Raw genomic sequence first — 14,486 nt, forward strand, 5'->3', positions numbered from 1 at the left:
GCTTTAATGAAAATAGCCATAATTTCGACTGAAAAGCTACCTGTACCAGCTGTACGAGGTGGAGCTATTCAAATTTATATAGATTCTGTTGCTTCCATTATTGCTTCAAATGGAAAAAATGTGACAGTTATTTCTATAACAGATCCAAATTTGAAACCAGAAGAAAAAAACAAAGGCGTAAGGTATTTACGGTTTCCAGAAGAGGAATATCTCCCTTATGTTATTAAACATTTGAAACAGGAAAAATATGATGTAGTTCATTTATGCAATCGTCCAAATTGGATTACAATTTTAAGTGAGGCAGCACCACAGACGAAATTCGTGTTAAGTGTGCATAATGAAATGTTTGCATATGAAAAGATAAGTGATGAAGAGGGAGAAGCATGTATTGCAGCTGTTTCAAAAATTGTAACAGTTAGTGATTATATAGGAAGAACAATTACCTCGCGCTTTCAAGCCGCAAAAGCAAAGACGAGAACAGTATATTCTGGTGTAGATGTAAATGAGTACTATCCTTCGTGGACTGTGAATGGAACAAAAGTTAAAAGTCATGTGCAAAAACAGTTGGATTTACAAAATAAAAAAATAGTTTTATTTGTTGGACGCTTGAGTAAAGTAAAAGGTCCTCATATTTTGCTACAAGCTCTTCCTAAAATAATTGAGCAAAATCCAAACATAGTAATGGTTTTTATTGGTTCAAAATGGTTTGGGGATAACAATGTAAATAATTATGTAAAACACTTATATACCTTAGGCGCTATGTTTCCAGAACATGTAGTCTTTATTAAATTTGTCAAGCCAAAGGATATTTCAACACTTTATGCTATGTCAGATATTTTTGTTTGCTCTTCACAGTGGCAAGAGCCCCTTGCTAGGGTGCATTACGAAGCAATGGCAGCAGGTTTACCAATAATTACGAGTAACCGAGGTGGTAATCCGGAAGTAATTGAAGAAGGAAAAAATGGATATATTGTCAATGATTTTGAAAACCCTGATGCATATGCAGAAAAGATAATTAATCTTTTAAATAACGAAAATAAAAGAAAACAGTTAGGGAAATATGGACGTAGTAAGGTTGAAAAAGAATTTAATTGGAACCGAGTTGCTATGGATTTAATGAAAGTGTATGGGGAAATCTTATAAATTTTTAAGAAGGGGATGATCAAAGGTGGAAGAAACAACTGGATTAGAGAGTGAACATTTAAAAAAGGTCCTTAGCTTTTATCCATTTGAAATAAGTAATATTATTTTACAATCAAGCAGAAGTGGGAGAACAATGTGGGAAGTTGAAACAGAAGAAGGATTAAAAATATTAAAACAAGCACAAATGCACCCCAAAAGGATGCTATTTATTGCTGGAGCACATTTACATCTCCTTCAAAATGGATTGCCAATTACAAAAATTCATAAAACAAAAAGAGGGGGCTTTTGTATTGGATCTAATGAGTATGCGTATGTACTATATGATAAGCATCAAGGGAAAGAAGTCATTTATTATAATAAAGAACAATTAGAGAAGGTACTAATATATGCAGGTAAATTCCATCAAGCATCGGAAGGATATATTCCGATGAAAGAAAGTAAAATTCGGAGTCGATTAGGAAAATGGCATAAATTATACAGATGGAAATTACAAGAGTTAGAAGGAAACAAAAGAATTGCACTTTCCTTTCCAGATGATGTATTTTCAACTATGTTTTTAGAGTATGTTGATAAGATGTTAGCACGTGGAAAGAAAGCATTACAAGAACTAAATGATCCATATTATGACCAATGGACAAAAGAAGTTATTGCATCTAATAGTTTTTGTCAGCAAGATTTTACCTTAGCGAGGTTTACAGAAATAGATGATGCTATGTTTATGAAAGAGCTACATTCTATTACAAGTGATTTACCAGTGAGGGACCTACGTATTATTTTAAATAAAGTAATGAAAAAAATGTCAGTTTGGGATACTAATTTAGCTATTCATATGTTGAGTGCATATAATTCGGAAAATTCCTTTTCAGAAAAACAATTTCGTGTTCTTTGGACTGATTTATCGTTTCCTCACTTATTCTGTTCAATTGCACATAAATACTATTTAGGACAAAAGCGTTCGTGGTCTGACGAAAAGTATATTTGGGCATTGCAAAATATTATTGCACTTGAAGATTCTAAGGAAGAATTTTTACGAAATTTTTCTGATATTTATCATGAAATCAAGAGCAATGGTGGGGGGAAATAAAATGAGTTCAGAACAAGAAGAGATAGTAATCCCTATTTTAGATTTAGAGAAATTTGTATTTTCTCCACCTGGGCCAATGGGATGGGAATTGTCAGAGTATGAGCAGCAAAAAAATATTGTACTAAATGAATCTTCGGTACTAGAGAATTTAGCGATTATTAAGGAAGTGGAATTAGAGGAGTTACCCAAAATCGGATTGCTAGATTTAGAAGAGAAGTTACCACCAAAAACTACAATGATTGATGAAGTACAAGATAAAGAGATTCAAGATGTTATAGAGCTGGAAGAACAAAGTGAGGAATTAAATGAGATCGTTTTAACGCAAATAGAAAAGCCAAAAATAAAAGTCACTATTATTACTCCGGATCATCCATTAAAAGGTCCATGGGTATCAAAATTGGTAGATAAAGCTAAGGAGAACGATTAATGAAACTTCCGCAAATATATTAATCTTTTTATACTCTTTCAACATAGTATATATAAATCTATATGAAAGGAGTTAGGTAAATGGCTGATGTGAAAAGAGCAAAAATAAAACTAGATGTTGAGAATGGCTTTAGTGTTAATCCTGGTGATGATTTACAAGAAGTTCTAAAATCTCTAGCTGAAGTAATACAATCAGGCACGCATAATGGTGTAGAGGTTGAAATTCAATATGTTGATGAAACAGAAATTACTTTTACAGATGAAGAGGAGGACGAAAAAGAAGACGAGGAAGACGAGGAAGAAGAAGAAGAAGAAGAAGAAGAAGAAGAAGAAGAAGAAGAGGAAGAAGAGGAAGACGAAGAAGAAGAAGAGGAAGACGAAGAAGAAGAGGAAGACGAAGAAGACGAAGACGAAGAAGACGAGGAAGACGAAGAAGACGAAGAAGACGAAGAAGACGAAGAAGACGAGGAAGACGAAGAAGACGAGGAAGACGAGGAAGACGAAGAAGACGAAGAAGACGAAGAAGACGAAGAAGACGAAGAAGACGAAGAAGACGAGGAAGACGAAGAAGACGAAGAAGACGAGGAAGACGAAGAAGACGAAGAAGACGAGGAAGACGAAGAAGACGAAGAAGACGAAGAAGACGAAGAAGACGAAGAAGACGAGGAAGACGAGGAAGACGAAGACGAAGAAGACGAGGAAGACGAAGAGGGCGAAGAAGAAGACGCATAAAATAATTGATACTTAAAAACGCTTGGTTTCCCCAAGCGTTTTTTTCCCTCTACATATATAATAGGTGAAAATGTGAACCTCTAAATATAGGAATAGGTTGACCCTAGGTAGGCATTAGCCTATATTTTTATTTTATAGTACAGAAATTTCACAAGGAAAGGAGATGCAATCCATATTAATCGATAAGGTATATAAATTTTCATTTGGCCGAATCAAGGATAAAAAATCTTAATTGCGAGAACAATTATTTGTAGTCATTTTGTATTTTATCGTTTCCTTGCTATATTAAATCATCTGGTTAAAGAAACGTGGAAAAGATTAACGCAGCATTCTTACTCCATCGAGTTTATCCTATAAAAAATTTTGTACGGAAAGAAAAGTGTATTTGTATCAAAAATATTTAATTCTATTTAGCTCTATGTTTAAACTTTGTGGACCTAAACAAAGTGGATAATAATGGTGGTTTAAATGATTTGAATTTTGAGAGGGCGTAATAAGTTTTTAGAAGGTTGATTTGTAGATTCAGCGACTTGTTTATATACCTGATCAAGTTTTGTGGCTGTATGTTTAAATGTAAAGTTTTCTTCTACAACCTTTCTTCCGTTTTCAGCAATCCATTGTGCAAATTCTCGTTGGGATAGCAAAGCGTGGACAAGTCTGGTAAATTCCATTGGATTATTATACTGTTCTATTAGGCAGCCGTTATATTCATCTGTTATAACTTCAGCATTTCCCCCACGGTTTGTTGTAATAATTGGGATTCCAGCAGCCATTGCTTCATAATGAACACGTGCCAATGGTTCGTTCCATTGTGAGCTACATATAAATATATCCCCCATTAGAAAAATATTATGAATTTGATCTGCAGGAATAAATTTGGTGAAAATTACGTGTTCTTTAATTGGCCTAGCCATTTTATATAGCCTTTTAACATATTTATTTACTCGGTTATCACTAAACCATTTACCACCAACAATTACAAGTACCGTATCCTTATGTGTTTGAATAATTTTCTTCATAGCATGAATGAGTAAGTCAGGTCCTTTATTTTTGCATAATCGGCCAACAAATAGAATCACCTTTTTATCTTGGATACCGTATTTTGTACGATATGCATTTCTTATCTTTTGACCTGTTGGTGTCCAGATGGAGGGGGATTGTTTTAAATTTACACCAGAGTAAACAATAGAAATCTTTTCTTCAGCTTGTGGAAATCTTTTAATCACAGTTTGTTTAATGTAGTTGCTAACGGTCACAATGGCGGTAACCATTTCAAGAATAAGATTGCCTTCATAAATGGATAGTTTATGCTCAGCAAACATATCGTTATGAAGACCTAATACAAATTTACTGTGTGGGGAAGCTTGTTTATATAGAGGTATATTTTTAGGGCGATTAAAGACATGTATAATATCAAAGGTATTGGTTTGGAGTGTTCTTATAACATGCTGTTCATATTCTTTTTGAGGTAAATATACGTAATTGACATTATCTTGTGTTTTTTGATTTGGAAGACTTGGATCTGAAATAGAGAAAATAGTAAGTTCATAATCTTGACTTATATAGGGGGACACCCCATCAATCATCATTTGAATTGCTCCACCTTTAATTGCTGGAGATGGTAATTTTTCTGTACATATATATGCAATTTTCATAAACTAATCTCCTTTGTATAGTTGTTTTATATAATGAAATTCTGCTTCCAACCCATCGGATAGAGAAACTGTTGGAGAATATTGCAGTAATGTATTGGCTTTAGATATATCTGCCCATGTTTGCTTCGGTTCCCCAGGAACTGATTTTAGAAATTTTTTGGTTGCTGATTTCCCTGATATTTTTTCTAAAATAGAAATGATGTCTAAAATGGAAGCTTGTTCTTTTCCGCCGATATTGATAACTTCACCTATTATACTTTTTTTTGTCTCTAAAGCTGCCACCGTTCCTCGTATACAGTCATCAATATAGGTGAAATCGCGTGTTTGTGTTCCATCACCAAATATTGTGAGAGGTTTATCTTCTAACAGTTGTTTAATTAATCTATGAAATGCCATATCAGGACGTTGTCTTGGCCCATAAACTGTAAAATATCTTAAAATAACAATTGGTATATGAAAATTTTTGTGATAAACATGACATAAGTGTTCACCACTTAATTTGGTAACTCCGTATGGAGATAGGGGGGTAGGTAATAAATCTTCAGAAACTGCGCCAGATTTTTCACCATAAACAGAAGATGTTGATATATGAATAAATTTATCTAATTTTATGTGTTTACAGGATTCAAGCAACTGCTGTGTAACTATTATATTATTTGAAACATAAGACTGAAAATCTTTTCCCCAACTTGTTCTCACACCAGGAATAGCAGCTAGATGATAAACAACATCTATATCTTGTAATAGTTTTGATAAATCTATATTTAAAATATCTTCTTGTATGAATTGAAAACGTGAATTCAATTCGAGAGATTGTATATTATCTGTCTTTAAAGTGGCTGGAGTAGGACCGATGAAATGATCAATTCCAACTACATGATATGCACTATTTTTAAGTAACGCTTGACACAAATGTGAGCCAATGAAACCAGCGGCTCCTGTTACAAGTATTTTCATGACCGACCCACTCCAATATATTGTAATCCGTATTTTTCTATTTCATCTTTTTCAATGCAATTGCGTCCATCTACGATTGTGCGTCCCTTCATAACTTGTTTGACTTGTTTCCAATTAAGTGTTTTAAATTCATCCCATTCCGTTGCGATAATAATGCAATCGGAATTTGTGATTGAAGACTCTAGGTTATCATGCTGTGTAACTTGTCTTTTTAAATGTGGAGGAAGAAGAGCTTTGGGGTCATAAGCATGTAGATCATAGCCATGAGGAATTAATTTTTCAAGAAGTATTACGGCAAGGGAGCTACGAATATCATCCGTATTTGGCTTAAATGCAATTCCTAACACCGTTATTTTTTTTGAAAAGGGATTTTTTATAGCTTTTTGAATCTTTTCAACATAGAGGTCTATTTGTGTGGAGTTAATGGATTGTACAGCTTGTAAAATAGGAACCGCTACGTGCTTATCACTTGCTGTATAGATGAGTGAATGTAAATCTTTTGGAAAGCATGATCCTCCATATCCCATTCCCGCCTGAAGAAAATGAGGGTTAATTCGAAAGTCATGGCCAATTCCTTTTGCCACCTCAACAATGTCAATGTTATATGCATCACAAATCCGAGCGATTTCATTTATAAATGATATTTTTGTAGCTAAAAATGCATTGGATGTATATTTAATCATCTCTGCTTCATTTAGACCAGTACAAACGAAAGGAGCACTAATTCCTTTATATATATTCTGCATAATTTTTAACGACTTTTTGTCACCTTTTTGGGTTCCTATAATAGTTCTATCTGGGTTGAGCATATCACGAACAGCAGAACCTTCACGAAGAAATTCAGGATTAGAAACAATATTGAATAAGGATGATGAAACACCAGATTTAATAATCTTTTCACATATTTGCTGATTTGTACCTGGTGGAACTGTACTTTTGGTAATAATAGTTTTATATGATGTTATAGCTGGAACTAGTAGATCGATAACAGAATAGATATATTTTAAATCCGTCTTTCCACTTGATGTAGAAGGAGTTCCTACAGCAATAAAAATAATGGGCGATTGTCGAATAGTGCTATCAATATCACAACTAAATTGTAATCGTTTTCGATTTTTATGAATAAGGTCTTTTAAATCTGGTTCATAAATGGGGCATTCTCCCTTTTGGAGAGAGTAAATTTTATCTTGATCTTTATCTACGCATATAACATCATGACCTAAGTCTGCTAATACTGCTGCTGATGTAATACCAACATAACCAGAGCCTATAATACATATCTTCATATGCTAATCACCTTTCTAAACTTAGTACTAGTTGTAACAGTATATTGATGGACAAGTTGAATTGGTGACAAGTAAAAGGGCCTATTCATATAAGCAATGAAAGTAGGCAGAAGGTAAAGGCCTCTTTTAATTTCATTATGCGCAGGTACAGAGGGTGCTGAATACATTGTTATAAACAATTAAAGGAGAGAGATTAGTGATTAAAAAAGCAATTATTCCAGCAGCTGGTTACGGCACGAGGAGCCTTCCAATTACAAAGGTAATTCCAAAAGAAATGTTTCCTATAGGTAATAAACCGGCAATTCATTATATTGTGGAAGAGGCTGTGAAGTCAGGTGTTGAGCAAATATTAATTGTACTTTCTAGCAGAAAGGATTTAATAGTTGATTACTTTGATCAATCATTAGAATTGGAGGCTTTTTTGGAAAAAGAGAAAAAATCTCATCTGTTAAAAGAGCTTACTGTTCCTAAGATTCAAATTCATTATATAAGACAGCCATATGCGAAAGGGCTTGGTGAAGCAATAAAATTAGGTGAAACATTTATTGGTAATGAACCTTTTGCTGTACTCTTACCAGATGATATTGTAGTTTCTGATAAAGAAAACGCTTTAAGCCAGTTAATTAAAATTTATAAAGAGAAGAAAAATAGTGTAATAGGCATTCATAGGGTACCAAATGAATGTGTAGAAAAGTATGGTATTATTGAAGGGAATATTGTAAGAGAAGATTGTATAGATGTTACAAATATTGTTGAAAAACCAAAAGTAAACCCTCCATCTAATCTCGCAGTAATTGGTAGATATGTTTTCACACCGGATATCTTTCCATTATTAAAAAAGCTTCAACCTGGTGTTGGGGGGGAATATCAATTAACAGATGCGATACATTCTTTAATTATGACTAAAAAAGTATATGGAAAAATGATTGAGGGTAAACGATTTGATATTGGACAAGAAGATGAATATATGCAGCTTCTTAACCTTTTATATGCAAAAAATAAAGTAAGTAAGCATTGATTTATGGAAAAAGCTTTAACCAATATCCATTTTAGATTAAGAAGAAATTCCTGAAGATTTGATGAAACATATGTAAAGTTAAGGGAATGAGGAATATCTATGTCGTATCTCTGAGTCAGTAGGGGATGGGGATACAATCAACTTTTACTAATAAAAAAGAAAAGATCATATGACTGCAGATCGTTTTTTCAAAAAAGTCTCGCGGTCTTTTCGGATTTTTTAGCTTTTTGCAATTACAATAGGGCAGAATGCACAATAACTGATTATAATTGCAAATGCCAAAAAAGAGAAAAGATAACAGATAGCATCTCAATAGACTCTTTTTAGGTTTTGTATGTCCAAAGAGTTGTGCAGGTATAGATAAGGAAAGCATCTATACCTGATGCTTTTTTCTTTGTTATATAAAAATTATACATTAAACGCTTTTAATGGATATATTAGTTATAGTTGGGGAAAATCATCATATAATGATATTGAACGGTTTCCAACCTGTTCCCCTATTTTTTTCAAAAGAGAGCACTTATTGTGAGAGTGCTCTCTTTTGTTTTTACTTTTTGGGAAGGACAAGCATATATTGAATAGAAGGACAGGCTTGCAGGTTTGTAATTTATTTTATTTCAATGCTCATTGAAAACTACTTATCACATTAAGGGAGTCCCTACTAGCACAGGTGCTTGCTTTTTATTGAATAAAATGGACATTTGAGTAGATAATGCTTTCGGGAGCTACCTGCCACTTAACATCCTAACGGACTGTTTAAAGTGAGGGCTTCTCGGTGAATCATTACTTTTGATAGCTAACGAATTTGTCCTAAGACAGCCGAGCTAACTTGTTTTTTCTTCTAAGTCAATACCAAAATTCTTTAATATGTTCTAGTAAAACAATCAGAAATTCTTCTATTGTATAGTCACGCATTAGAATTTGGCTTTTTTGATTGAAGTGATAGAAGGAATATACTTTTCTGAAATACGGCTGAAGTCAATGCCGTTGCTATGCAAGTGCAATTCCTACCCAAATAAAATGACGTTTGTTCTTACTTTATATAAATTGGCGTTCTTTTATAAAGTTTTTTTGCTTACTTCTGCATAAAGAAAAGACACTGTACAGTGATTTTTTATATTGATATAGCTCTAAAGAAAATAATTACAGTATGCATTTATATTGAAAAATTTTAATTATAAAATATAAAGTGTTCATTTTAACAAATTAGTTATTTAGTAAGCAAAAAAATAGGAGTGCCTGAAGAGCACTCCATGATGCCAATAACAACACTATAAAAATATATGAGTGGTTTAACTAAATATGTTTTTATTTTTATATTTTAAACAAAATCCTTTTAAAAATGAAAGAGTACCCTGAAAAGTGCTCTTTCATTTAAACATACACTGAAAAAGAATACACGATATTGTATATATGTTTTTAATGGTGGTGCAATTTTGAAACAAAATCTTTATTAAAATTGAATCAACCCCAAGGTGCGCTTCAAGGGGGGGAAATCGAGAAGTATTATTATGTTGGAAGTAAAGTTATTGCAATTGTCGATTTCATAATAATAACTGTTAGGAACTTTAATAGTATAACTAATTATTGAGTATAAAAATATATGAATTTCAAGAAAATGAACAAAAACGTTACTTCGTACGTCAAGCTAGTCAGTACAATTAACTAACGGCTTGATGAAAAAAGAAGCCTTGCATGAAATGTTACAGTGCCTGACTAGGGTAAGTTATGTCATACTCACAAGCGATTCTATCATGGATTTAGAGGTAAATAAATTGGGAAATGTGTCCAATTGTTCTGTAGCGATTATTTTAAACAAAAAAGCTATTTGGTATGTAATTAGAAGAGCACTTAGGAAAGTGCCCTTTTGTAAAGATTATTCAATCTAAAAAGAGAGGATACAATATATCATATGTAATTATGTTTGTTAATTGTGTGTCTTTTATAAAAAATTTTATTTTGTCATAAATAAAAAGGTGGTTCTTTTTACAATCATCAAACAACTCTAGTAAAACAGAGCACTTTTTTCAAAAATGGAATATGAAATAGTCTGAAAAAAGTTATAGAATGTAATCTGATTTTTCTAATTCAAGTGACTATTTTAATTCATATAAAAGGGCAGTTAGCAAAAGCTAACTGCCTATTCTAAAGATAACAATCTAGATGTATAAATGGTGTTGATATAGATAGGTTTAAATGAGGTTTTTCTGCTTTACATGTTATATTGTTTCACTAATCTACCTTTTGATGGAACTTTTTTAATTCTATTAAAAATAGTAATAGATTGTCCAAACTTTACTAATCTATCTTACATAGTATGTAGTAATAAATTAAAAGGAGGAATTTAGTATGTCTTATTACTACTGTAATCATTGTAAGGATTACAAAAAGAAGTATCATGATTGTCATAGAAGCAATAAGAGTTATGAAAAATGTGATAAAAAGCATGAGGAGAAACCTTGGGTTAATGTAAAAGTAAATTGTTGTTCTGATGATAACCAATATAATCTTGTAAGAGCATCTGCTTTTAGAGCTGTGAGCGCAGTTAATCAAAATGTACCAGCAAATACATTTGTTAAAGTTTTATTCCAAAATGAACAATTTGATTTAGCAAATGAGTATAATCCAGCTACATCAATTTTCATTCCAAAGACAAGAGGTGTTTATTCTGTTATTGGGACCATTGCGTTCATTCCCAATAATCTAAACACAAACTATAGAGCGCGGGTAGAAATTCGAGTTAATGGAAATCCGGCAATTGCAATAGATAATGATTTTTTTGGTCCAATAAACTTTGCTAATGTTGTTGCTGTTTCATCAATCATTCAGTTAAATGCAGGGGATATAGTCGAGATTTTTGCACAAAGTAGTGTAGCTGGAGTTATTTCTAATGTAGAAAATAGTACGCATTTTGAAGCTGCAAGATTTCCATCTCCAAACGCATAAGTGATATGAAATTTTTTAAGTGATTTTATATAAGGAAAGTCCATAATTTATATTTGACTTGCATTTATGCAAGTCTTTTTTTCGATAAAAAGGGAACGTTTTCGAGGATTTAAAAAACAACCAATATTACGCTATACCTGTACAGTTATTTGAAAAAAGGATAGAAAAGAGGTTAGAGCTAAGAGACGATAATCTTATGAAGATGGTCAGAGATTCAAGAAGCAAAATGTACTATTGTGTTAGCCCAGGAAGAAATAGCGGCAGCAAAAAGGAAATCATGGTGGAAATTTTGGAAGTAAGTACATTCATTAGTGGGTGTAATTATTTTTGTGAAATTAACATGAAATTAAATAATAATGAAAGATTATCAGTTAAAAGTTCAATACAAAGTATATAACAGTAAAGTTACAACATACTATATATCTGCAAATAAAACTTATGCGTAAGTGCAATAGTAAAAAGGGCTACTCAATATGAATAACCCTTTTCTATAAATTGCTAGAAAATAACGTATTCATAACTATTTAGAATACTTTTCAAACGCCTTACTAATAACTACAAGTCCTATTATGAAAGAAAGTGTTCTTATAATTAATTCAGCAACTAGCAAATCACCCATAGTCTTTGAAACATCATATAATTCACCAGTAATAATAATTGGTGCCATGATTATTAGTATTCCTATTAGAATTTGAATAAACAGAATATATTTAGGTTGCAGAGAGATCACCTCCATTAAATTAGCATGTATAACGAACTTAACATGTAATTAAGAAGTAATCGAACATTTAAAAATTTATCAACTTTAAAAATATACATATCCTTCTTTATAAATATATTTATAGTGACTTGTCGCATAAGATGCACTAAAACCTACACTTTCTGTCTTCCCTACAGTAATGGATACATTGCCATTAAAAGTAGTTGTGCCATTATTATGAAAATCACCATTAACAATATAGAAAATTCTGTTAGGATCCTCTAAGTTCGCTTGAACTGTACCACTGAACGTTTTAGAAAGACCATTTGCATCTCTATTCATATTAATATGTTTTATTTCCTTAATACCCCTGAAGCTTCCACTCCATTCATTTGTTTCACAATAAAACCTTAATGAAGGGCTATAGAAAGGTGTTACTGAAAAATTAGTTGTTAGTGTTCGGTACGTACCGGCAAGTGTTGTAGCAGATGATTGTCCACGAGATTTTCCCTGAGCTATGAGTTGCTGAGAAATTTCTTCTCTAGGTTTATTGGTATCTGCAGCAATTTGATTTACAAGTTCCCCAAACGTTAGTACCTCACCTATTTGTACATTCGATTGATCTGTTAAATCTAATACATTACCTTTTTTTACAGTAGAATCAATTGTGTTATCCTCAGCTGCGCTTGCAATTGTTCCTCCTCCGAATATAGCAAGAGATAATCCTGCTACACTTAAAACTTTACTAATCTTTTTCATTTTTCATACCTCCTAAAATATTAATTAAGACAATACCATGCTAATTCACCTTTATTTGTTAGCACAGTTAAATGTTAACTCTGAAAATATGGAAAATAAATACTTAAAAACCAAATAATCACCAAAAAGTTTCGACAAATATGGTTCACACTATACCAATACTAGCTTTACAACTAGTTTTATATAGTTTATTCTTTCATCACAATCTAACGATTTACCGATAATTTTCAGTCAATTGATAAATTATTATAAGAATATTTCGAATATTTTTTATAAAGTTGTTTTTTTACAGCTTATTACAATTAAACTTTGTTATGATTGTTTTTATATAAACAAAATAAAGGAGATTGCGATATGATAATTCTGAATAATGGAAAAGTTATGAAACTATTAAATGAGTGGTATAAGGTTATTTTATCTAAACAAATAACAAAAGCGACAAGAATGAAAGAAGAAGTTGATGAAAAGATTAGTGTCTTAATGGTCGAGCAAAATCGGGATCTACAAGATCAAAATCTCTTATTGTATTATTCTCTATTGGATTATAGTTTTAAAGTGTTAATAAATAAATCATATGTAACTCGTAGTGATTTTGATGCAGTTGAAAAACTTACAACAAAAACCATTGATGAATATTTAAAATACTACTACCATTTCTATAAAGCTGTGCATAACACCATGATTGCTAACTATATGGAGGCTATGGAGCAATTTGAAGAAGCTGAACGACTTTTAGAGTATATTCCTAATGACATTGAAAAAGCTGAATTTAATTATAAACTTGGTGAACTATATTACCATCTTCAACAACCTTTATTAACAATTAAGCATGTCATGAAAGCAAAAGACATATACAAAAAGCATGAAGATTATGTAGTGAATCAAATTGAATGCGATACAATCCTGGGATTGGCAAGTGTCACTTTAAGTCAGTTTGAACAAGGAGAAGAGCTTTTTGTTAAGTGCTTAGATATGGCTAAAAAACATAACTGTACTCGACTGATTACCTTAATTCAATACAACTTAGGTTTTCTATATGCAAAACAAGGTATATCCGCAACTGCGATTCGACATTTAATGGATGTTTATAAATGTGAGAGACCTTATCATAAAACTGTGTTCTTATTGGCTCGAGAACATTTCAAGTTAAACGAAATCAAGAAAGCGCAGGAGTTTTTGATTCAAGGATTTGAATTAGCTGATGTTGAATATACACATCATTTACGAATACTTCGAGCACAGTACGATGAAAATTATAAGCAGAATCTAGAAACAACGATTACAGATGGACTAAATTACTTTGAATCCCAAAAACTTTATGGCTTTATGGAAGAGTACGCTGGAATTTTAGCGAAAAAACTTTATCAAGAAGGAAATCATGAGAAAGCTAGCCAATATTTTAATATATCTTATGATGCTAAAGAATTACTTCAGAAGGGAAGTGCGTTAAAATGAAAAAAGTACTAATGGGATTGTTTTGTTTTTCTGCTGTTTTAACTATTGGAATTTTTGCAGAATCTTATACATCACAAGCTGATCATGGTAGACCTCCTGCACCACAACGACCAGATTATATTTCTAGCTATGAAAATGTGTACGGAAATGCAGGTATGATTACTCTTGACCATGGCAGACCTCCTGCACCAGCATACGAATACGGTGATAATTATATTGACCATGGAGAACATATTTAACAAAAGAGAGGACGTAATGTATACGTTCTCTCTTTTGTTATTTATACATTCTTGTTATGTCACCCTATAAATATTTCTATCTATAT

13 protein-coding genes and 2 pseudogenes are annotated in these 14,486 nt (G+C 32.2%); 9 read left to right on the forward strand and 6 right to left on the reverse strand.

Annotated features, from left to right (window positions below):
• Window positions 1-6 precede the first annotated feature (6 nt).
• The 4 genes from ACTJJY_RS24875 (at window position 7) to ACTJJY_RS24890 (ending at window position 3,385) form a co-directional block, all read left to right on the forward strand.
• The gene (locus ACTJJY_RS24875; protein ID WP_166695726.1) at window positions 7-1,143 is read left to right on the forward strand and encodes a glycosyltransferase family 4 protein; all 1,137 of its coding nucleotides are present in this window, start codon (window positions 7-9) and stop codon (window positions 1,141-1,143) included.
• A gap of 25 nt (window positions 1,144-1,168) precedes the next feature.
• A complete protein-coding gene (gene cotS, locus ACTJJY_RS24880; RefSeq protein WP_166695725.1) occupies window positions 1,169-2,227 on the forward strand; it encodes a spore coat putative kinase CotS in 1,059 nt (352 codons plus the stop codon).
• A gap of 1 nt (window position 2,228) precedes the next feature.
• Entirely contained in the window at window positions 2,229-2,654 is a 426-nt protein-coding gene (locus ACTJJY_RS24885; RefSeq protein WP_440043563.1) for a hypothetical protein, read from the forward strand.
• Window positions 2,655-2,734: 80 nt separating this feature from the next.
• Window positions 2,735-3,385 (forward strand): AAA family ATPase, encoded by a 651-nt coding sequence (locus tag ACTJJY_RS24890; protein WP_440606833.1) that lies wholly within the window; start codon window positions 2,735-2,737, stop codon window positions 3,383-3,385.
• Between the two features lie 464 nt (window positions 3,386-3,849).
• On the opposite strand, the gene ACTJJY_RS24895 is transcribed toward ACTJJY_RS24890, so the two are convergent.
• The 3 genes from ACTJJY_RS24895 to ACTJJY_RS24905 are packed head-to-tail and all read right to left on the reverse strand — an operon-like array spanning window position 3,850 to window position 7,283.
• Window positions 3,850-5,040: a glycosyltransferase family 4 protein gene (locus tag ACTJJY_RS24895; RefSeq protein WP_440606834.1), complete on the reverse strand. Its 1,191-nt coding sequence runs from the start codon at window positions 5,038-5,040 to the stop codon at window positions 3,850-3,852.
• Between the two features lie 3 nt (window positions 5,041-5,043).
• Window positions 5,044-5,997 (reverse strand): NAD-dependent epimerase/dehydratase family protein, encoded by a 954-nt coding sequence (locus ACTJJY_RS24900; RefSeq protein ID WP_087965556.1) that lies wholly within the window; start codon window positions 5,995-5,997, stop codon window positions 5,044-5,046.
• Window positions 5,994-7,283 carry a UDP-glucose dehydrogenase family protein gene (locus ACTJJY_RS24905; RefSeq protein WP_440606835.1) on the reverse strand — a complete coding sequence of 430 codons (1,290 nt, stop codon included), beginning with the start codon at window positions 7,281-7,283 and terminating at the stop codon, window positions 5,994-5,996. The genes ACTJJY_RS24900 and ACTJJY_RS24905 overlap by 4 nt, the downstream gene beginning before the upstream one ends.
• Window positions 7,284-7,479: 196 nt before the next feature.
• Between ACTJJY_RS24905 and galU the strand changes: the two genes are divergently transcribed.
• A complete protein-coding gene (galU, locus tag ACTJJY_RS24910; protein WP_166695721.1) occupies window positions 7,480-8,301 on the forward strand; it encodes a UTP--glucose-1-phosphate uridylyltransferase GalU in 822 nt (273 codons plus the stop codon).
• An 849-nt stretch (window positions 8,302-9,150) separates the two neighbouring features.
• Here the strand turns inward: galU and ACTJJY_RS24915 are convergent.
• Window positions 9,151-9,308: pseudogene (locus ACTJJY_RS24915) on the reverse strand (DNA repair protein); the annotation flags it as partial.
• Window positions 9,309-10,650: 1,342 nt separating this feature from the next.
• Between ACTJJY_RS24915 and ACTJJY_RS24920 the strand changes: the two are divergent.
• Entirely contained in the window at window positions 10,651-11,247 is a 597-nt protein-coding gene (locus tag ACTJJY_RS24920) for an ABC transporter permease (RefSeq protein ID WP_166695720.1), read from the forward strand.
• Between the two features lie 151 nt (window positions 11,248-11,398).
• Window positions 11,399-11,546 (forward strand): annotated as a pseudogene (locus ACTJJY_RS24925) (DUF3967 domain-containing protein); the annotation flags it as partial.
• 221 nt (window positions 11,547-11,767) lie between these two features.
• Here ACTJJY_RS24925 and ACTJJY_RS24930 read toward each other — a convergent pair.
• Both ACTJJY_RS24930 and ACTJJY_RS24935 read right to left on the reverse strand, forming a co-directional pair.
• A complete protein-coding gene (locus ACTJJY_RS24930; RefSeq protein WP_033667167.1) occupies window positions 11,768-11,983 on the reverse strand; it encodes a hypothetical protein in 216 nt (71 codons plus the stop codon).
• Between the two features lie 69 nt (window positions 11,984-12,052).
• Window positions 12,053-12,706 (reverse strand): hypothetical protein, encoded by a 654-nt coding sequence (locus ACTJJY_RS24935; protein WP_440606836.1) that lies wholly within the window; start codon window positions 12,704-12,706, stop codon window positions 12,053-12,055.
• Window positions 12,707-13,060: 354 nt separating this feature from the next.
• Between ACTJJY_RS24935 and ACTJJY_RS24940 the strand changes: the two genes are divergently transcribed.
• Complete coding sequence (locus ACTJJY_RS24940) at window positions 13,061-14,161, forward strand: aspartate phosphatase (RefSeq protein WP_440606837.1); 1,101 nt, start codon at window positions 13,061-13,063, stop codon at window positions 14,159-14,161.
• Window positions 14,158-14,400 (forward strand): hypothetical protein, encoded by a 243-nt coding sequence (locus tag ACTJJY_RS24945; RefSeq protein ID WP_440606838.1) that lies wholly within the window; start codon window positions 14,158-14,160, stop codon window positions 14,398-14,400. The genes ACTJJY_RS24940 and ACTJJY_RS24945 overlap by 4 nt, the downstream gene beginning before the upstream one ends.
• Window positions 14,401-14,486 lie beyond the last annotated feature (86 nt).

Origin of the sequence: Bacillus sp. 22475 (assembly GCF_052044835.1) — a bacterium.
GTDB classification, from domain to species: Bacteria; Bacillota; Bacilli; order Bacillales; family Bacillaceae_G; genus Bacillus_A; species Bacillus_A cereus.

Bases quoted from the DNA above. Each gene is read 5' to 3' on its own strand.
- ACTJJY_RS24875 (WP_166695726.1), top strand. From the start codon at position 7: ATGAAAATAGCCATAATTTCGACTGAAAAGCTACCTGTACCAGCTGTA.
- ACTJJY_RS24885 (WP_440043563.1), top strand. From the start codon at position 2,229: ATGAGTTCAGAACAAGAAGAGATAGTAATCCCTATTTTAGATTTAGAG.
- ACTJJY_RS24890 (WP_440606833.1), top strand. From the start codon at position 2,735: ATGGCTGATGTGAAAAGAGCAAAAATAAAACTAGATGTTGAGAATGGC.
- ACTJJY_RS24895 (WP_440606834.1), bottom strand. From the start codon at position 5,040: ATGAAAATTGCATATATATGTACAGAAAAATTACCATCTCCAGCAATT.
- ACTJJY_RS24900 (WP_087965556.1), bottom strand. From the start codon at position 5,997: ATGAAAATACTTGTAACAGGAGCCGCTGGTTTCATTGGCTCACATTTG.
- ACTJJY_RS24905 (WP_440606835.1), bottom strand. From the start codon at position 7,283: ATGAAGATATGTATTATAGGCTCTGGTTATGTTGGTATTACATCAGCA.
- ACTJJY_RS24920 (WP_166695720.1), top strand. From the start codon at position 10,651: ATGTCTTATTACTACTGTAATCATTGTAAGGATTACAAAAAGAAGTAT.
- ACTJJY_RS24930 (WP_033667167.1), bottom strand. From the start codon at position 11,983: ATGGAGGTGATCTCTCTGCAACCTAAATATATTCTGTTTATTCAAATT.
- ACTJJY_RS24935 (WP_440606836.1), bottom strand. From the start codon at position 12,706: ATGAAAAAGATTAGTAAAGTTTTAAGTGTAGCAGGATTATCTCTTGCT.
- ACTJJY_RS24940 (WP_440606837.1), top strand. From the start codon at position 13,061: ATGATAATTCTGAATAATGGAAAAGTTATGAAACTATTAAATGAGTGG.
- ACTJJY_RS24945 (WP_440606838.1), top strand. From the start codon at position 14,158: ATGAAAAAAGTACTAATGGGATTGTTTTGTTTTTCTGCTGTTTTAACT.